The organism is Paenibacillus sp. NPDC058898 (assembly GCF_049316025.1).
Lineage (GTDB): Bacteria > Bacillota > Bacilli > Paenibacillales > Paenibacillaceae > Paenibacillus_AQ.
The window spans coordinates 70,464-91,966 of record NZ_JBMOSM010000009.1 but is presented as its reverse complement, the minus strand read 5'-3'; the positions used below and the strand labels follow the sequence as shown (position 1 = coordinate 91,966).

Annotated in this window: 8 protein-coding genes; all 8 read left to right on the top strand. The window is 52.1% G+C overall.

Going from position 1 to position 21,503, the window contains the following annotated elements; genetic code table 11:
• The first annotated feature begins 3 nt into the window (after positions 1 to 3).
• A complete protein-coding gene (locus tag ACOZB4_RS22815; RefSeq protein WP_379406680.1) occupies positions 4 to 7,806 on the top strand; it encodes an SDR family NAD(P)-dependent oxidoreductase in 7,803 nt (2,600 codons plus the stop codon).
• Positions 7,803 to 14,300, top strand: coding sequence for an HAD-IIIC family phosphatase (locus ACOZB4_RS22810; RefSeq protein ID WP_379406681.1), 6,498 nt, complete (start codon positions 7,803 to 7,805; stop codon positions 14,298 to 14,300). Before ACOZB4_RS22815 ends, ACOZB4_RS22810 begins: the two co-directional genes overlap by 4 nt.
• Before the next feature lie 216 nt (positions 14,301 to 14,516).
• Complete coding sequence (locus ACOZB4_RS22805) at positions 14,517 to 15,644, top strand: bis-aminopropyl spermidine synthase family protein (RefSeq protein ID WP_379406682.1); 1,128 nt, start codon at positions 14,517 to 14,519, stop codon at positions 15,642 to 15,644.
• Between the two features lie 25 nt (positions 15,645 to 15,669).
• Positions 15,670 to 16,128: a GNAT family N-acetyltransferase gene (locus ACOZB4_RS22800; RefSeq protein WP_098748974.1), complete on the top strand. Its 459-nt coding sequence runs from the start codon at positions 15,670 to 15,672 to the stop codon at positions 16,126 to 16,128.
• Positions 16,112 to 17,146 carry an HAD-IIIC family phosphatase gene (locus ACOZB4_RS22795; protein ID WP_379406683.1) on the top strand — a complete coding sequence of 345 codons (1,035 nt, stop codon included), beginning with the start codon at positions 16,112 to 16,114 and terminating at the stop codon, positions 17,144 to 17,146. The genes ACOZB4_RS22800 and ACOZB4_RS22795 overlap by 17 nt, the downstream gene beginning before the upstream one ends.
• 3 nt (positions 17,147 to 17,149) lie before the next feature.
• Complete coding sequence (locus ACOZB4_RS22790; RefSeq protein ID WP_076325395.1) at positions 17,150 to 17,404, top strand: acyl carrier protein; 255 nt, start codon at positions 17,150 to 17,152, stop codon at positions 17,402 to 17,404.
• Positions 17,405 to 17,769: 365 nt separating this feature from the next.
• Entirely contained in the window at positions 17,770 to 20,025 is a 2,256-nt protein-coding gene (locus ACOZB4_RS22785; protein WP_379406684.1) for a N,N-dimethylformamidase beta subunit family domain-containing protein, read from the top strand.
• Positions 20,026 to 20,141: 116 nt separating this feature from the next.
• Positions 20,142 to 21,476, top strand: coding sequence for an alkaline phosphatase (locus tag ACOZB4_RS22780; protein WP_379406685.1), 1,335 nt, complete (start codon positions 20,142 to 20,144; stop codon positions 21,474 to 21,476).
• The last annotated feature ends 27 nt before the right edge of the window (positions 21,477 to 21,503 follow it).

Genomic DNA, 21,503 nt, shown 5'->3' with positions numbered 1-21,503 from the left:
AAGATGAGTGCCGAGAACGAGAAGTACGGAGAAACCGGTTTGGAAATTGCCGTTATTGGAATGGCAGGAAGATTTCCGGGTGCGAAGAACCTCACGGAGTTTTGGGAAAACTTGCGTGCCGGCAAGGAGTCGGTCACTTTTTTTACGGATGAAGAGCTGGAGAAAGCAGGGATTGCCCCGGAAATGCTCAGGCATCCCCAGTATGTCAAAGCAAAGTCTCAGCTAGAGGACGTGGAGTCGTTTGATGCGCCGTTTTTTGAATACACGCCACGAGAAGCCGAGCTAATCGATCCACAGTTCCGTCTGTTCCACGAATGTGCATGGGAAGCGCTTGAGCATGCGGGACACCTTCCCGAAACCGAGGATCAACTCATCGGGGTGTATGCAGGGGCTTCTCCTAACACCTATTGGGTCGCAAGCCAAGTCATGAATGCTGTACATGCCAGTGATCAATTTCAAATTCTGCAATTAAATAATCCTTCGTTTACGACGCGAATTTCATACAAACTGAATCTGAAAGGCCCAAGCGTAAGCGTGCAAACGGCTTGCTCTACCTCTCTTGTATCCATTCATCTGGCTTGCCAGGGATTGCTGGCTGGCGAATGCGATCTTGCCTTAGCAGGAGGGGTTTCGGTCAATTTGCCGCGCACAACTGGCTATCTCTACCAGGAAGGAATGATCCAATCTCCCGACGGACACTGCCGGCCTTTTGACGAAGGCGCAAGCGGCACTTTGTTCGGCGACGGAATCGGAATCGTCGTGCTCAAGCGGCTCGCAGACGCCGCTAGGGACGGCGACGTTATTCATGCGGTTATCAAAGGCTCGGCGGTTAACAATGACGGCAGCCGGAAAGTAGGGTACACGGCGCCAAGCACGAACGGCCAGGTGGAAGTTATTCGCGCAGCCCACCAGATGGCAGAAGTTGATCCGGAAAGTATCGGGTACATCGAGGCCCACGGAACAGGGACTACACTGGGGGACCCGATCGAAGTGGAGGCGCTGCAAGCTGCTTTCGCCACGGATAAAAGGGGCTTTTGCAAAATCGGTTCGCTCAAATCCAATATCGGTCATCTGGACGCCGCGGCAGGAGTCGCGGGTTTCATCAAGGCCGTATTGGCGCTTAAGTATCAGCAAATCCCGCCAAGCCTTCATTTTCATCAACCGAATCCCAAAATCGATTTTGAAAACTCTCCTTTCAAAGTCAATTCGGAGCTTATCGATTGGAGAAAAACAGAAGGACCTCGGAGAGCAGGAGTCAGCTCCTTCGGTATCGGGGGGACGAATGCCCACGTCATTCTGGAGGAGGCCCCGATTGGCGCGGCAAGTTCGGCGGGACGCGATCTGAAACTGCTCGTACTCTCTGCCCGGACGGAGGAAGGGTTAGAACGGGCGACTCGCAATCTCGGCGAGTTTCTGCGGACTTGTCCCGAAGCTGATTTGGCTGATGCGGCTTATACGCTGCAGACAGGCCGCAAACGGTTCCGTTACCGCCGAACACTGGTCTGCGCTGATGTCCGTGAAGCTTTGGAGCGTCTGGATGCTATCGATGAAGGCAACTTGCAAACGGGCGAGTCGGAGAGGGATCAGACCCGGGTTGTTTTCCTCTTCCCGGGGCAGGGCTCGCAGTATGTGAACATGGGAGCTGATTTATACCGCAAGGAGCCTTTGTTCCGGGCGGAAATGGACCGCTGCTGCGAGATCATTACAGCAGAGGGAGGCACCGACCCAAGGCATGTGCTGTGCGGGGCTTCGGACAGTGCGGCAGCTGCTGATAGGATTAACCAGACGGAAGCGGCGCAGCCGGCTTTGTTCGCGTTCGAATATTCGCTCGCGCAGCTCCTGATGTCATGGGGCGTTAAGCCGAATGCCATGATCGGGCACAGTATCGGAGAGTACACGGCTGCGTGCCTGTCGGGTGTTCTATCACTTAGGGACGCGCTGAAGCTCGTCACACTGCGCGGCAAGCTTATGCAGAGCCTGCCTGCCGGAGAGATGCTGAGCGTCTCCCTTGACGAGGCAAGTTTATTAGAGCTTCTTCCGGAAGGACTGGCGCTTGCAGCCGTTAATGGACCGGAGCTCTGTGTTGTTTCCGGCCCGCATGCGGACATCGCTTCCTTTGAAACCAAACTTACCGGGCTGCAGGTGGTGCATCGAAAGCTTCATACGTCACATGCGTTTCATTCGGCCATGATGGAGCCGATATTGGAGAAATATGAGGCAAAAGTCAAGCAGGTGGTCCTATCCGCCCCGTCAATTCCGTATGTGTCCAATGTAACGGGAACATGGATAACGCCGGAAGATGTCACCGATCCCGCATATTGGACTAGGCATTTGCGGGAAACGGTGCGGTTCGCAAGCGGGGCGGCCGAGCTGCTTAAGGAGAAGCAGGCCGTATTTATAGAAATCGGACCTGGCAATGTTCTCAGCAGCTTCATCCGTAAACAACAGGGGAAGGAAACGGAGCGTAAGCATGAAGTGTTCCATCTCGTCCGTCATCCGCACGAGCAGGCCACAGATGATGCTTTCTTACTAGAGAAGATCGGCAAACTGTGGATTGCAGGCACGCAGATCGATTGGAAGGGGTACTACAACTCGGAACGCCGACGGCGGGTTGCTCTGCCGACTTATCCGTTCGAACGCCAGCGGTACTCCGTAGAGGGCGCACAATGGTCATTGCGAAACATGCAGGAGAAAACAGCTCAGCGGAGAATGGGAGCTGCGGAAACGGAGACCGGGAACGAAGCTGTTAAACAATCCCAAGTAGCCGCCCGTATGCGGTCTGCATCCTCTATTGAGCAGACGGTTGCGGACCTTGTCCAGCGTCATTTCGGATTCGCGCATCTTGGGATCAATGACAACTTTTTTGAAATCGGAGCAAGCTCGCTCGATATTTCCCAGCTGGCTGATAAGCTTGCGGAAGTGCTGGGGATGGAAGTGCCCGTGGTTAGCTTGTATTCCTATCCCTCCGTTCGTACCTTAGCGGCATTCTTACGTGGAAACGGACAGGGAAGCTCAGCGTCTGATGAGGCAGCGGTTGAAGAAGAAGCAGAGCGCCAGAATGCCATTAACGAGGGAATGGCGCGTTCCGAGCGGATGAGGACCATATCGGTCCAAGATAGAGATCTGACGGGAAGGCAGGAACAAACGGAACGTGAAGCCGTGGGGGAGAACGGGCTTGAGATAGCGGTCATAGGTATGGCCGCCAGATTCCCGGGTGCGGACAGCATCGACCAGTTCTGGAACAATTTGCGCGACGGCGTCGAGTCGATAACATTCTTCACGGACGAAGAGCTGGTACAGGCAGGCGTTGACCCGCAGCTTGTATCTCATCCTTCCTATGTAAAAGCCAAAGGCGCTTTGAACGGGATCGATCAGTTTGATGCCGCGTTCTTCGGATATTCTCCGCGGGAAGCACAGCTAATGGATCCGCAACTGCGGCTGTTTCACGAATGCGCTTGGGAAGCGATCGAATCCGCCGCCTACAATCCCGACACTTATCCGGGACTTATCGGCGTCTATGCTGGCGCGACCCCGAATCTGGAGTGGGTTTCCCGCTTTGCGCCTGCTTTGGGCGGAACGGAGCGATTCAGCGCCATGCTTCTTAACGACAGGGAGTTTTTCAGCACCCAGCTGTCGTATAAACTCAATCTCCGGGGCCCCAGCATCTCGATGCAGACCGCTTGCTCCACATCCCTGGTTAATATCGTTCTGGCCTCGCAAGGTTTATTGGCGGGCGCGTGCGATATCGCTCTGGCCGGCGGCTCCACTGTCAGCGTACCCGACAAATCCGGTTATTTGTATGAAGACGGTATGATTCAGTCACCGGACGGACATTGCCGGGCCTTCGATGAGCAGGCGGCAGGAACTGTTTTCGGAGACGGCGTCGGTGTCGTTGTCCTGAAACGTCTGAGTGATGCCATTGCGGACGGAGATGTTATCCACGCCGTTATCAAAGGTTTTGGCTTGAACAATGACGGTACCCGCAAGGTAGGCTTTACCGCTCCGAGCACAAAGGGACAAGCCGAGGTCATCCGTGCCGCTCATCGGATGTCGGGTGTGGATCCGGAAAGCATCACTTATGTAGAGGCGCACGGAACAGGCACAAACATGGGGGATCCGATTGAGATCGAGGCTTTGAAGGAAGCCTTCGGCACGGATAAAAAGGGATTTTGCCGTATCGGATCCGTCAAGACGAACGTCGGCCATCTCAACAGCGCAGCCGGAGCGGCCGGGTTCATTAAAACGGTACTGGCACTCAAAGCGAAGCAAATTCCGCCGAGCCTGCATTATGAACGGGGCAACCCCAACATTGACTTTGCTAACAGTCCTTTTGTCGTCAATACGGAACTGGTGCCTTGGGAAGGCAGCCAGCATCCCCTGCGCTCCGGAGTCAGCTCATTTGGCATCGGTGGCACGAATGCGCACGTCATTCTGGAAGAAGCTCCCCCTAGGGAACCATCCGACGAAGGTCGTGCAGAGAAGCTGCTGATCTTGTCAGCAAGAACGCCAACAGCATTGACGGAGGCGAAAGCACGTCTGGCCGCATTTTTGACAGAGCATCCCCAAGTGAATCTGGCAGATACGGCGTATACGCTGCAAGCAGGCAGGAAGGCTTTTGAGTGGAGAGCCGCATTTGTGTGCAAGGATGCGGAAGAAGCGACCGCCATCTTGACATCGATAGGGTCCGATAAAATTGCCGAAGGCCAAACGGGGACGCAAACACGCTCTGTAGTATTCATGTTTCCGGGCCAGGGGTCACAATATGTCGGCATGGGACGGGAGCTCTATCTCAACGAACCTGAATTCAGAGAAGAACTTGATCGCTGCTTCGAGCTCGTTCAACCGTATGTAGAGCTTGACTTAAAGGCTGTCCTTTATGCCGCTGGCGAATCGGACCAAGATCATCGAGAGGAAATCTTGATGCGGACGGATATCGCCCAGCCCGTGCTTTTTATGATCGAATATGCGTTTGCCAGACTTCTGATACGCTGGGGCATCCGGCCCGAAGCGATGCTGGGTCACAGTATCGGTGAATATGTGGCAGCATGCCTGGCTGGTGTATTCACGCTGGAAGATGCGCTGCAGCTCGTAGCGCTTCGCGGCCGGCTCATGCAGGGGCTGCCGGCGGGATCTATGCTCAGCGTGGCGATGTCAGAAGCGGAACTGCGCCCATTGCTGCCTGATCATATTGCGCTGGCGGCAGTCAACAGCTCCTCCTTGTGCGTCGTATCCGGCACATCGGCTGAGATTGATGCATTCTCACGGCTGCTGGAAGACAAAGGCTGTGCCTGCCGTCTTCTCCACACATCTCATGCCTTCCATTCTCATATGATGGATCCGATACTTGCGGCATTCGCGGATAAAGTACGCTCGATCCGGCTGCATGAGCCTGAGCTGCCCTTTATTTCCAACGTGTCCGGCACTTGGATCACACCTGAAGAGGCTACGGATGCGGAGTACTGGGTTAGGCATTTGCGGTCAACCGTGCGGTTTGCGGACGGGCTTTACGAACTGTTGAATAATCCGCGTTCTGTATTCATAGAAGCCGGACCGGGCAATTCGCTCAGCACATTCGTGCGCAAGCATGAAGCTGGTTCGCGTGACCGGATCGTTGTCAATATGCTGAGACATCCCCAGGAAGCTGTTTCTGATACCGCGCACTTGTTGAACAAAATCGGACGCCTCTGGCTGGCGGGTATCGACATCGATTGGACGGGCTATTACGTCCATGAACGGCGCAGGCGCATCGAGCTGCCAACCTATCCGATGGAGCGTCAGCGCTATTGGCTCGATGATGAGCAGCAGCCATTACCGGGAGCACGGCCATCCTCAGCCCCAAGAGGCGGTAAAAACGCTGACATGGCGGACTGGTTCTATTATCCTTCCTGGGAACGCGCCCTGCTGGAGGAGCATCCGGAAGAAAGCCGTCAGAACGGTCATAACTGGCTTGTATTCAAGGATGATTGCGGGATAGCGGACGAACTTGCCGCAAGTGTTCAAAATATGGGTGAGCGGACTGTAATGGTTAAGGCGGGCAGCGCCTTCATCGCGCATGAGAACGGAACGTTCACGCTTGTCCCGGGCTCTGCAGAGCAATACGTCCGGCTGCTGGAGGAACTGCAAAAGCGGGATTTCGTTCCCGACAAAGTCGCTCATCTGTGGAATGTTTCCTCCTCCGGGAAGGAAGAAGAGGAAATGGAACCTTTCGATGTGGAAGCGGTTGAACGCCGCCAGCAACAAGAAGGTTACTACAGCTTGATCTATTTGGCTCAGGCGCTGCGCAAGCATAAGGTAGAGGATATCCGTATAGCAGTCGTGTCTTCAGGAATGCAGGAGGTAACGGGGATGGAGCCGCTGTCTCCGGGTAAAATGACGCTGCTCGGACCCTGTATGGTCATTCAGCAGGAATACAGCGGAATTACATGTGTGAGCATTGATATTGATGTACAGGAAGAGACCAAGCAAAAGCAGCGAATCGCTGATAATCTTATCGGGGAATTATCGTCTCCGCCCTCGGACCGGCTTATCGCTTATCGGGGGAATTACCGATGGGTTCAGAATTTCAAGCCGGTAGGACTGCGCCAGGCGGAGAAATCGGCAGCTCCATTTCGGCAGCAGGGTGTATATCTCATTACGGGAGGGCTGGGAGGAATCGGGATGCTGACGGCAGAGTTCCTGGCGCGCAATTATGGTGCACGGCTCATTCTTACCGGACGCTCAAGCTTTCCCGACAAGAAGGAATATACGCGTTGTCTGGCTGAACATGGAGAGGAGCATCCGCTTTCTCGAAAAATCAGACGTGTTTTGCAATTGGAAGAACTCGGCGCTGAGGTTACCTATATGCAGGCCGACTTGTCTAATGAAGAACAGATGCGCCATGTATTCAAGTTTATTGATCGTGAGTACGGCCGCCTTCATGGCGTCGTGCAGGCGGCGGGACTTCCTGGCGGCGAATCTTTCCGCGCGATAGAGAATATTAGCGGAGACCAGTCCGACGAGCAGTTCCGGGCCAAAGTCCAGGGTTTGCAGACGCTGGGCAGGCTAATTGCCGACAGGGAGGCCGAGATATGCATCCTGTTCTCCTCCATCGCCAGCATTCTCGGGGGACTCGGCTTCAGCGCTTATTCGGCCGCGAATTTGTACATGGATGCTTTTGCCCGCAAACAGAACCGGGCTGGCGGGACGAAGTGGCTGTGCGTCAATTGGGATGCGTGGGAATTCTGGGAAGAACACCGCTCGACGATCGGAGAGTCGCTTGTCGAACTGGCGATAACGCCAGCCGAAGCGCCTGATCTGTTCCGGTACGTCTACAGTCCGTGCGGCAGCAACCAAATTATTGTATCGACCGGTGATCTTCAGACGCGGATCGATCAATGGATTCGGCGCGCAGGCAAGAAAGAAGACAGTCACGCGGCAGGCGGCGCCTCATTCAGCAGGCCGGATCTAACCACACCTTATGCGGCGCCCCGCAATCGGGTTGAGAAGACGATAGCCGAGGTGTGGAAACAATTTTTCCGTATTGACGAGGTAGGTATCCACGATAATTTCTTCGATCTGGGAGCCAGCTCGCTGGATATGATCCAGGTGACCGCCAAATTGAATGAAGCGTTAGACGAGAGTATCGCCGTTGTTGATATGTTCACCTATCCCAGCATTCATGCCCTAGCTCAGCGCCTTACCCACAGCGAAGAAAACGAGGCGGAAGAGGCGGAGATGGAACATCAAATGATCGACTCCGCCGCGAAGGGAAGAAAGCGGCAGCAGCAGCAAAAAGAAAAGAGACGCAAAGGAGAGGTCTTGCTATGAGCATATCGAACGGTAGGGAGTATAACGGTTCGGAAATTGCCGTAATCGGCATGTCCGGCAGGTTTCCGGGAGCCAAAAACTTGCGGGAATATTGGGATAACCTCTGCAGCGGCAAGGAGAGCATCTCTTTTTTCAGTGATGAAGAGCTGTTGGAAGAAGGCATCGATGTGAAGACGGTGACTCACCCTAATTATGTGAAGGCCAAGGGAGTACTCGATGATCTCGAGTACTTCGATCCCGAATTCTTCGATTATACGCCTCGCGAGGCCGAGCTTATGGATCCGCAGTTCCGTCTTATGCACGAATGTTCCTGGGAAGCGCTCGAACAAGCGGGATATGATCCTAAGACATATAGAGGCTCGATCGGGTTATATGTAGGCGCGGCTTTTAATTCCAACTGGTTCATGCGCGCGTTCAAGGGGCTGGGAACAGCGGAAGAATCCGCCACCCTGGAGACGGCTATGCTGAATTTACGCGATTATATGGCCACACTTGTTTCTTATAAACTCAATATGAAGGGACCAAGCTTTACGGTGCAGACAGCTTGTTCGACATCGCTTGTTGCCATTCATCTTGCTTGTCAAAGTCTGCTCAGCGGGGAATGCAGCATGGCGCTGGCCGGCGGCGTATCGATACAACTGCCCAAGAGAGCCGGTTATTTCTATCAGGAAGGGATGATTAATTCCCCTGACGGCCACTGCCGGGCCTTCGACGAGAAAGGGGCGGGTACCGTCTTTGGTGAAGGCGCCGGGATTGTCGCCTTGAAACCGCTGGAGGATGCACTTGCAGACGGCGACCATATATACGCTGTAATTAAAGGCTCGGCGATCAATAACGACGGCAGCCGAAAAGTAGGCTATACCGCTCCTAGTACATCAGGTCAGGCGTCCGTAATCCGTGCCGCTCATCATGTAGCTGAAGTGGAGCCGGAAAGCATCAGCTATATTGAAGCGCACGGTACAGGTACGACACTTGGCGATCCAATCGAAATCGAAGCATTGAAGACCGCTTTTCAAACGGACAAGAAGAGATACTGCGGCATCGGCTCGGTTAAATCCAGCATCGGGCATCTGAACAACGCCGCAGGGGTAGCCGGATTCATTAAGACCGTGCTCGCCCTGGCCCATAAACAACTGCCGCCTACCCTTCACTATGAACGTCCGAATCCCAAAATCGATTTTGAGAACAGTCCGTTCTTTGTTAACGACCGGTTAAAAGACTGGACCAACGATGCCTTCCCTCTCCGGGCAGGCGTCAGCTCTTTTGGCATCGGCGGCACGAATGCGCATGTTGTCCTGGAGGAAGCGCCGCCTGCTTCCGCTTCCTCACGGGGCAGGTCGTCGCAGCTTATCTCTCTGTCGGCCAAGACGGAAGTTTCGCTCGACAGACTGACGGAGCGGATAGCGCTGCATTTGCAGGAGCATCCTGACGTGAGCCTCGCAGATATGGCCTATACGCTCCATGAGGGAAGGGCTGCTTTCTCGTACCGCAGGACACTGGTCTGCGGAAGCGCGGATGAAGCGGTCATGCTGCTGGATCAACCAGGTTCGCCCGAAGTTCAGAACGGATTTGCCTCTGTCGATGAGCCGCCGGTCGTATTCATGTTTTCCGGCCAAGGCTCGCAGTACACCGGAATGGGCAGGGAGTTGTATGAACAGGAGCCGGTGTTTCGCGAGGAGGCGGACCGCTGCTTCGAGCTGATGCAAGATGAGATCCGCCATGAGGCGAAGCGGGTACTATATCCCTCCGCCGATGAGCCGGATACGTCACTTATTAACCGGACTGACATTGCCCAGCCGGTTCTGTTTACAGTCGAATATGCGCTGGCCAGACTGCTGATGAAATGGGGAGTACAGCCGCAAGCCATGATCGGGCACAGCATCGGTGAATACGTCGCTGCATGTCTGTCAGGCGTCTTCTCGTTGGAGGATGCCGTGCGGCTCGTTACCCTTCGCGGTCAATTGATGCAGAATCTGCCAAGCGGTGTCATGCTAAGCGTTCCGCTGACCGAGCAGGAGATACTTCCACTGTTGTCCGGCGGCGTATCGCTGGCTGCGGTGAATGCTCCTTCCATGTGCGTTGTTTCAGGCACTTCGGAAGCGGTCGAGTCATTGGCTGGTTCCTTGGAAGAGAAAGGAGTCGAATGCCGTCGTCTCTACACGTCACACGCCTTCCATTCCGCCATGATGGAACCCATTCTGGAAGCCTATGAGCGCGAGGTAGGCAAGCTTGTGCTGAAAGCACCGCAGTTTCCCTTTATTTCCAATGTCACCGGAACCTGGATTCAGGATGAGCAGGCAATCAGTCCCGCTTACTGGGCACAGCACCTGCGCGGCACGGTAAGGTTCTCAGACGGGCTCAGTACCCTGATGAACGAAATGGACGCTGCGTTTGTAGAGGTTGGCGGAGGCAATGCCCTGACCGTATTTGCGAAGAGTCATCATGAATTCTCCAAAAACCCAGCCGGGGCCCCTAAAGAGCGTGTTATGGTGAACCTCCTGCGTCATCCGAAGCAGAATACCTCTGATGTCGCTTACCTGCTCCTTCAAGTGGGGCGTCTATGGAATGCGGGGATAAAAATCAATTGGACCCGTTTCTACGGGGAAGGGAAAAGAAATCGTATTCCTTTGCCAACTTATCCGTTTGACCGTCGCCGTTTCTGGCTTGATGAGGAAGGAATCCAGATCGTCCACTCCGATTTGCCAGCGAAGAGGGCAGGACAACAAGCTAATACGGAGTGGGATGACCGGATAGAGACCCAGAAAGAGAAAGGGTTATCCGAACCAAGTAACCCGCTGGAAGAGACGCTGGCCGGCATATGGCGCAATCTGTTCGGCTTAGAGCACATCGGAATTTATGAGGATTTCTTCGAAATAGGCGGGCATTCTTTGAAAGCGACCAGTCTGATCACTAAGATTCACAAGGAACTTGATGTAGAGCTGGCTTTGTCGGATATATTCAACATGCCGACAATAAGTGCGCTTGCCCGTTATATCGGACAGAAAGCTAAAAATAAATATTTTGCAATCGAACCGGCAGAGAGCAAACCTTACTACCGCTTGTCCTCTGCACAGAAACGCACGTTCCTCATTCATCAGCAAATCGGTTCGGTAACGACTTACAACATGCCGATGGCTTTGTGGGTACACGGAAAAGCGGAAGCGGATCGTTTCGAGCAGGCTTTCATTCAATTGATTCACCGTCATGAGAACATGCGCACCTCGTTTCATATGGTAGACGGAGAACCGGTTCAGCAAATTCATGAGAGTTTCACGTTTACCGTGGAACGCATGGAAGCGGACGAGGAAGATTTAAAGAAAATCATGCGGAAGTTTATCAGGCCGTTTGATCTGGGCAAAGCCCCTCTTATTCGCGCCGCTTTCGTTCGAATAGAGCCGGAGAAACATGTGCTGTTTATGGATATGCACAATATTGTTTCGGACGGCGCTTCAATGAATGTGTTTATTAAGGAATTCAGCGATCTGTATGCCGGAAAGGATCTCCCGCCTCTGCGCATTCAATATAAGGATTTCGCGGAATGGCAGCATCGGCTGTTGAGCGGGGATGTTATTCGGAAGCAAGAGGATTATTGGATGAACCAGTTCCGGCAGACCATCCCCGTGCTGAACATGCCGTATGACTTCGAGAGACCTGAATTTCAATCGTTTGTCGGCAGAGCGCACAAGATCAGCTTGTCCAAGGAAACCGCAGACCGGCTGAATGCTTTGGCCAAATCCCAGAATGTTACGATTAATGTGCTCTTGTTTCATCTATACACGATTGTGCTGCATGAATATACCGGTCAGGACGACATTACGGTCGGCTCGTTGGTGGCAGGCAGGCGGCATGCCGATGTGGAGCCTTTAATAGGCATGTTCACGAACTTCCTGCCGATCCGGGTCCGCTTCCAAGACCGGCTCAGTCTTCTCGATCAACTGCTTATTCTGAATGACACGATGATGAACGCCTATGAGAATCAAGACTTCCCGTTCGACCGGATGGTCGAGAAGCTCTCGGCGAAACTACCGCGCGGACGTAATCCGCTGTTTGATACGATGATGATTTTTCACAATGAATTTGATGGTGACACCGTGCTTACCGCCGAAGGACTCACTTTCGAGAATTTTGAAATTACGAAGGGAATTTCCAAGCTCGATTTCAAACTCGATATCGGCTATGCCGATCATGGCGGCTTGCTCTGTGTCATGCAGTACAATACCGCTTTGTTCGCGGAAGCAACCATGGCGGGACTCATGGGGCATTTTACGGATCTGATTGAACTGGCTCTGGACAACCCGGCTATTGAATTGAGCGAAATCCGGCTGTTCACCGAAGAGCAGGAGGCTGAAGCGGCGGCAAAAAGAAGCAGTTCGCTGCCGGAGCGTGTCTTTACCGTAACGGCCGTCTCTACCTTTACTGCGGACCCGATCCGTTCTTATGTCAGCTGGTGGGGAGAGCAGTTCGGAACACGTGTCGATATCCGTTTTGCACCATATCAACAAGTGTTTCAGGAGCTATTGAACCCGGACAGCTCCTTCTCGTCCGAAGAGGCTGCGGGACTGCTGCTCGTCCGTTTTGAAGATTGGTTGCGGGATGACCGCTCTCCGGAGTCCCAGCAGATTAAAAAGCTAGAACGAGCACTGGCCGATATGCTGCAGACATTATCTGCTGGCCGGAGAACGGGCCCGATATTCGCCGGAGTGTTTCCCGTATCCGCTTCATTAGGGGCTTCTCCGGTCATGGAGAGCTACCTGGAAGAGCTCGGGAATCGTTGGAAGCGCGAATTGGAAAGGCTGGATTGTGTTCAGGTTATCGATTTCAGAGAGCTTGGCTCCATGTTCGGTATTGAACACATACACGATTCCACTGCCGATGAAGCTGCACATATGCCGTTCACACCGGAATCTTATGCGGCAATCGGTACTCTTATTGCACGTCGGCTGCTCGCTTGGCAAGGACATCCCTTCAAAGTTATTGCGGTGGATTGCGATAACACGCTCTGGCATGGGGTATGCGGGGAGGATGGAGCGGCAGGGGTAACAGCCTCCGGTCCCTACCGCGAGTTCCAGCGGTATCTGCTGAGCAAGCAGCAAGAGGGTATGCTGTTGGTGCTGGTCAGCAAGAATAATGAAGCAGATGTATGGAATGTACTGGACAATAACCCAGACATGCTGCTTAAAAAAGAGCATTTTGCGGGAACGAGGATCAATTGGAACTTAAAATCCGAAAACTTGCTTTCATTGGCGGAAGAACTCGGATTAGGACTGGACAGTTTTATCTTCATCGATGACAGTTCGCTGGAATGTTCCGAGGTACAGTCACAGTGTCCGGAAGTCCTTACGCTTCAGCTTCCTGAAGAGCGTCTAATCCCGGCATTCCTGGAGCATATCTGGGCAACAGATCGCCTGCGCGTGACAGAAGAGGATAAACGGAGAACCGAAATGTATGTCTCAGAGCGCAAGCGCAGAGAAATTCGTTCTTCGGCTCCCTCTCTGCAGACTTTTCTCGACGAATTGGAGCTTAGACTGGGCATTTACGAAGCAACTGCCGAACAACTGCCCCGCATAGCCCAGCTGACACAGCGCACCAATCAATTCACGCTAAACGCAGATATAATGTCAGAGAGTGAACTGGAAGCTACGCGGGCTGAACCGGATACGAAATGCTGGGCGATTGAAGCCTCAGACCGGTTCGGGCATTACGGACTGACAGGGGCGGTCATAACGCGCTTCGAAAACGATATTGTTCATCTGGATGTATTCCTACTCAGCTGCCGCATTCTTGGGAGAGGGATCGAGTCGGCCGTCATCAGTTCTTTAAAGGCTTATTGCCATGAACGGAAGGCCGAATATATGGAGGCTGTGTGCACAATTACCGGGAAAAATGAGCCGCTGCTCGCATTTTTGAGATCGGGACCGTGGAGCATCACGGAGGAGTCCGGCCGCAGGGTGTGTTTCCGGATTGCAGTAAAGGATATCCCAGATTCCATCAAGCATATTGAAGTCCTTAACGAGCCACTGCCCGGCGTAGGACTGACCCAGCCTCAGCTCACCGGCAGCGAATATCAAGGAGAAGCGGGCACCGCCACAGGGCCGGCGCAAAGTTTAGAGAGAACGGGCTGGGAAGAAGTTCTCAGCGGCCGTGAAAATCAGCAGCATCGCCGTCATTTGCTTCCGCTGCAGTATTCTGACGCTTTAAGGATGCTCCAGATTCCGGCAAAGGAAGTAGAAGAGAGCACAGCTCTGAGAGCTCCGTACCGGGCTCCGTCCAATCAGACAGAGGAAGCCTTGGTACAAATTTGGGAACGGGTGCTCGGGATCGGCGGCATCGGAATTGATGACGATTTTTTCCGGCTTGGCGGAACGTCCCTTCATGCTGTTCGGGTTGAGATCGAAATGGAGAAACAAGGTTTATCGGCAGAAGGACAGCAATTATTCAAATATCGCACGATTCATCAATTAAGTCCGTTCATTCGAATCTCTGTCATGGAATAATACGAGGCAACTTTACCTGCAAGGCATCATGAGACAAGGCTATCGCCTGTCAACGGATGCCTTGCTTTTTTATGGTAAATATAGGATAATGATTGAACTTCATGGGAATACAATAATATACAATTGTGCATTGTGTTGGATAATATATTTATTAAAGGGGATGGTGGTAAATATATGAACGAGGAACTGATAGATTACGTTTATTCTCAAGTGTCAATGAAAGAAGGAAAAAAAGTAATTGAGAATATTCTTCTGGATATTTACTTCAAACCGGGCATTTCCACCAAAGAGATTGCCAGAAAAACGCTGCTGCCCCTGCCGCTGGTGTCCGCAATTAAGAAAGAGCTAATCAAGGTTGGCCTCATTGAACAAAAGCGGGGGGTGAACTGCACGGCAAGAGGAAGCCGTTTTGTCGAGCAAGTGATGGGGTTCGGCGATTTGGATCATGACCTGTATCAGCGTTTGAAGTACGAGCAGTGGCAGCCTGACGAACTGAAGGACATGATGACCAAGCTGGAGAGCGTCTTTGAGGGACGGCCTCAGGTCGATGTTACGATTGATCAGTCAAGCTGCACTCTGGCTACAAGCATGAACCGGGCTGTTCTGGCGCTTCGTCACGAGGCTCTAATCGGCAGGGACATCGTTTGTCTGGGGGACGATGATCTCGTCAGCGTGTCGCTGGCGTTTCTGCTGAAGCAGCTTTATCGTAACGATGCCTCCAAGTCGAACACCCGTATTTACGTATTCGAAATTGACAAACGTATTACCAGCTATGTGAACTATCTGGCGGAAACCGAAGATTTGCCGATCGTCTGCTACGAAATGGATTTTCGCGAACAGCTTCCGTCTGAATTTCTGCACCGCTTTGATTGCGTATTCACCGATCCGCCTTATACACAGCAGGGGATGTCGTTATTCGTCTCCCGCGGAATTCAATTGCTGAAGCGGGATGTAGGACTGCCTATCTTCCTGTCGTTCGCCCACAAATCGCCTGACTTCACCTTGGCGATGCAGCGCGAATTTGCCAATATGGGCTTGTTAGTGACGAGTGTCTTGCCTCGCTTCAATGAATATATCGGTGCGGAAATTATTGGTAACACAAGCCAGATGATTGTGTTACAATCTACTGAAGAGACCCATGAAAGTATTGAACGTGAATACAGGCAAGCGCTGTATACCGGGGAAGTCAAACGTACGGTTCGCTTATACGAGTGCAAACGCTGTAATCGCGTGACCGAAGTAGGTTTCCAAATGGAGTGGCAAACGATTGAGCACCTGAAGAAAGAGGGCTGCCCGGGCTGCCGCTATGAGACTTTCGAGCTCATTCAAAAAAAGAACGCATAAGAATACAGATTGGAGTTACAGCACGATGCCGATTAGAGAAATCGAGCCCCAGGATATTCCTGTTATTACAATATTCGAGACGGAAATCTCCATGATTTCATTCGGAGAAGATGCGATTACCGATCCTCTATTTCATACGAAAAAGCTAGAAAAGGCTCTTCGATATGAAAGGGAAGGAATGCTTGTTCTCGATGTGGATGGGGAAGTCTCAGGCTGGATGTGGATAACCCCGCGTAAAAACTCGGTTACCAAAGAGACGTATGCGAATTTCAAAAGTTTCTATATTGCTGAATCCTGCCGGGGAACCGCCTATGTCGATGAGCTCTTCGAGGCGGGAATGAACTACTGCAGAAGCGAGGAAGTTACGCAGATCGTAGGTAAGGTGCATGTGAGCAACTTGCCGATGCGGCTTCTCTATAAGAAATACGGCTTCAAGCCGACACATTTGACGATGGAGCTATTTCCTAATGGACCCCAAGATTAAATGTCTAGTATGGGACTTAGACGATACGTTGTGGCAGGGAACGCTTAAAGAAGACAAAGCAGGCATTAAACTGCTGCCGGGGATAATAAACGTCCTCGATACGTTGGACCGACGCGGAATTGTTCAGAGCATAGCCAGCCGCAACAACTGGGACCAGGTGAAAAGCAAGCTGGAGGAGCTGGGCGTCGGTCAATATTTTCTGTATTCACAGTGTCATTTTGACTCAAAAGCGCTCAGTATGGAACGGATAGCGAAGGAACTAAATATCGGGTTGGATACGCTGGCTTTGATCGATAATGATCCGTTCGAACGCTTTGAAATAAACTATTATGCTCCTCAGATACGTACATATGACGCCCGTCAATATCGGGATTTGCCTGAGTACCCCGAATTTCAGATCGGTCATGCGACCGAGGAATCGGAGAACCGGCGTCAATATATGCAGGCGCGATCTAGGAGAGAAGAAGCCCAAAAAGAGCACAAGGGAAGCCGTGAGCAATTTTTAAAGGAATGCGGTATGAAGCTGCAGATCCGATTAGCGCAGGAGAGGGATTACCCCCGGGTTGTTGAATTGTCCCATCGTACGAATCAGATGAACAATTTGCTGGAGAGAATTGACATGACGTTCGTCGATTCCTATTGCAAGCAGGACGGCCGCTATTTGTATGTGGCCAAGCTTGAGGATCGGTTCGGCGCGCACGGGCTTATCGGGACCTGTTTTGTGAATATCGTCGACGCAGAAATCAATCTGGATCTCTTTTGCATCTCCTGTCGGATCGAAGGCCGTGGCATCGCTTCGGCATTTTTGTATACGGTTCTTGAACGGCTGGGACAACAGGTGCCGGTGGCGAAAGCTGTACGGTGCCGATTGGTGCGCAAACAACGAAATTTACCGGCCAGACTGTTATTGGAAATGCTGGGCTTCAAGAAATCCGCTGCGGATGACTTGGCATCCACTTACATACTGCAACTGCCGCTTCCGCACAAAGTATTTAATTGGCTCGAGATTGGAGAATAAACGATGAACCGCGATGCGATCGAACAAGAGATTACGGACATAATTAAGAAAATGCTTCAGTTGTCATTTGTTGATAATGATACCGTCTTAATCGGCACGGCCGGAGTATTGGACTCTATGACATTCATTAGACTGCTTGCGGAGTTAGAGAAGCGGTTTGACTTTACGGTGGACGAGGATGATTTGACTCTGGATTCCATCAGCAGTGTTAAGAACCTGACGGAATGGGTGATTAAAAGCAAACGGGAGAACTCCTGAATTACAGCAGGCATCAGAAGATAGGATCCTCACAATACCATGACGAAGCGGGAATTATTCCTGCTTCGTCATGGTGTTTTTCATTTTATTGAATAAACAGGTGGATAATCATGCAAGGATCAATTGATATCACTGCCAATATTCAGTAGATTTTATTTATTATAACAAGTTTTGCCTTCTTACCATAATATTTACATGCTATAATTCTATTATATCTCATACAACTTATGGAAAAATCCCGAAAACTTGTATGCGGTATAAGAGGAAGGAACCCAGGTGTTTGTTCTCATCTTATTCATGGCAGGCATAACAGAACCGATTCACGTTGTACAAAGAAAACTTTGAACTACGGGAGGAATGTAAGAATGTCAAAAGAAGATGTGAAGGCGAATGTGACCGATCCGCAGGCGCCAAATCCTGTAACTATTATCGGGTATACGAATGAATTCAGCGTCCAGCCCGGTCAAGATCTGCACTTTATGATTGATACCGGAAGCTCGGTATATACGGCTAATATTGTGCGTTTAATCGGAGGAATGCCTGATCCGGACAACTCGACTTTTTTGCCGACAGAACCGGTGTCGGCAGATTGTGCAGGTGAATATCCCGGGCGGCGGCAGATAACGGCTCCAGGTTCCTATGCCGAGCTGCCCCTGCCGAGAAATTGGATGCAGAGCGGCGAATTCTCGGCACAGCTGTGGATTTTCCCGACGGTTCCCGTATATGACTATATTCAGACCGTCTGGTCCGCACGCTCTGCAGATGGCACATCCGGCGCTGCCCTGGCATTGGAAACTGACGGACGTCTGGCGTTATCCCTAACCGGGGGCTGCGGGCAATCCGTTACAGTCCGCACCGATATCCCGCTTAAGGAGAATATATGGTATTCCGTAGTCCTTCAGTATGCGGCAAGCACACAGGCAGTCAAGCTTTTTGTCAACAGCCGGGACGGGTGGAAGGCGGATGACGGCCTACAAGTTCATACCGCTGCTGCAAATCTGGATTACAGCAATGTCGCCTTAGCGCGCGTCCTGATCGCTGCGGATTCCGACCCTGCCGCTCCGGGACGCACCATTCATCATTACAATGGTAAAATCGGCAATCCCCGGTTCTGGGGAGAGCTTCTACCCGAGGAGTTGTTACCGGACGTACTGCTTGGCACAGACGGAATTGGCGTTGTTCCCCTAGCGGATTACGATTTCAGCGTCGATATTGCTTCAACACGCCTTGAGGACCTGTCGGCAGGCGGCTATCACGGCACCCTGCATCAGGGGGGCACAAGAGCGGTAACCAGTCACAACTGGACTGGGGAACACCTGGACTACCGGCACGCACCTAAACAATATGCGGCTGTTCACTTTCATGATAATGATCTTGTCGATGCCGAGTGGGAGATTGATATTTCCTGGAAGATCCCGGGCGATCTGCCGAGCGGAATATACGCGCTCAAACTTGAAGCTGAAGGCAGCGTAGATTTTATTCCTTTCTTTGTTCGCCCTCTTCAAGGAACCGCAAGTGAACCCGTTCTGTTTCTTGCGCCGACGAATACTTATTTGGCTTACGGGAACGAACGGCTGTTTAAATTTGCCAAAGACTATCTGGGTGAGGACTACGTTCTTCCTTCCCAGGACGTTTATTTGGATGAACATCCCGAGGTGGGCAGCTCCATCTACGACCTGCATAACGATGGCAGCGGCGTGCAATTCTCATCCCGTCTGCGACCGCTTCTGAATATCCGGCCTCACTACCGTAATTGGCGGGCTGTACGCCACTTTTCCGCCGATCTGTACATTACAGGGTGGCTGGAAAAACGGGGTCAGAGCTATGACGTTGCTACGGACGAGGATTTGCATCATGAGGGAGTACATCTATTGAGCCCTTACAAGGTGCTGATCACCGGGAGCCATCCCGAATACTGGACGAGACCGATGATGAAGGCGCTGGAGCAATATTTAGCGAACGGCGGGCGGGTCATGTATTTAGGCGGGAACGGGTTTTATTGGGTGACGAGTCTTGATCCGGACCGGCCGTCACTATTGGAAGTAAGGCGCGGTAACGCCGGTTCACGTGCTTCGGATTCTCCTCCTGGTGAACTGTTCCACAGCACGACGGGGGAGTCCGGCGGTCTATGGCGTCACCATGGTTATGTGCCCCAGCGTCTTGTTGGTGTAGGTACTAGCGCTTTGGGTGGCGGGTCTGCTACCGGCTACCGGCGGTTAGATGACAGCTTCAAACCGGAAGCCGGGTTTATTTTTGACGGTATCGACGAGAACGAGATCATTGGTGATTTCGGACATGCTGCCGGAGGAGCCGCTGGCGATGAGATCGACCGTTACGATCTGAGTTTCGGAACACCTCCGCACACGCTGCGTCTGGCAACATCGACCGGTCATGACGATAACTACCAATTCGTGCATGAAGATCAACTTCATACTGCACCAGGTCAGGGGGGCACCGAAAATCCGCTCGTGCGGGCGGACATGACTTATTTTGATATTCATGGCGGCGGCGCTGTGTTCTCTGTCGGTTCAGTTAACTGGGCCGGCAGCCTAGGTTGGAACGATTATAACAACAATGTAGTCCGTATCAGTGACAACGTGCTGAGCAAGCTGCTGCTGTAGCAAACAGGACATGCATCAATTCATCTGAGACAACAGTGGGCGAATCGGGGCACGCATGTGCCCCGTTCATATTTGGTTCCAGGCTTCAGAATACCCGTTAAGGAAGGTGAGGAACTGTGAAAATTAAGCTTTCAGCTGCTGCCATATTGACTCTTATGCTGGTATGCTGCATGTTGGGTTTACAGGCTGACCAATCGGCGGAGGCAGCCGCCTCCAATTCTCGTACGAAGGCCAAAAACGTAATCTTTATGATTCCGGATGGATTTTCACCTGCCTATGCAGCCAACTACCGTTTATACAAGGGTGAGCCCTCTGTGATGGACTCCATGATTGTAGGCATGGTAAGGACATATTCGGCTGATTCCGCGCTCACCGATTCAGCCGCAGCGGCGACTGCAATGGCCACGGGATACAAGACGAATAACGGAATGATCGGGAGAACTCCCGATGGGATTGAGCGCAAGACGATTCTTGAGGCGGCCCGCGAACAGGGGAAGGCAACCGGTCTCGTAGCTACTTCGAGCATTACCGATGCGACCCCAGCTGCGTTCTCATCGCATGTTTTCTCAAGGAAAGATGAAAGCCTTATTGCGCAGCAGCAACTGCAAATTGCGGATGTTTTGCTAGGGGGAGGTAAGGCCTTCTTTCTTCCTGAGACTATGGGAGGGAAGCAAAGCAGCCGCAATCTGTTGGAAGAAGCGAAACAGAGAGGTTATCGTGTAGTTGAGAACCGAACTCAACTGGAATTAGTAAGTGGAAACCGAATTCTCGGTTTGTTCGCGGACGGAGATATGGCGCCTGAGCTGGACCGGGAGCATACGAACGAACCAAGCCTGAAAGAAATGACGGGAAAAGCGATCGATATTCTCCGTAGAGACAAGGACGGTTTTTTCCTGCTGGTGGAAGGAAGCCAGATTGATTCGGCCGGTCACTACAATGATGCCGCATGGGCCATGAAGGACACGGAATCGTTCGAAGAAGCAGTGGAGCTGGCAAGAAAGTTTGCAGAAGAGGACGGGAACACGCTAGTCTTTATAGCCGGTGATCACGACACCGGAGGAATGGCGGTCGGAGGATATGATCAAACGGACGCCAAACTGGAGGTGCTCCGGCAGGTACAAGCATCCGGACTCTATATGACTAAAGAGCTGAAGACGGATAGAAGCAATGTCAAAGAGGTGCTCAAAGCTTATGCCGGCATCGATGTGACGCCTGAGGAAGAAATCGCGATTATAAATGCTGCTGACGCTATGCAAGCTATAAATCATGTCATCAGCAAACGTTCCATCGTGGGATGGAATACCTATCTGCATACGGGTGTGGATGTTCCGCTGTATGCTTTTGGACCGGGATCTGAGTTATTTCGCGGACTACACAATAATACGGACTTACCGCATTTGGTCGCTCGGATAATGAACATCGATTTCGGTGAGGACAAGTATAAAAAGTGAAACGAGCTGAATGTGAATTCCATATTC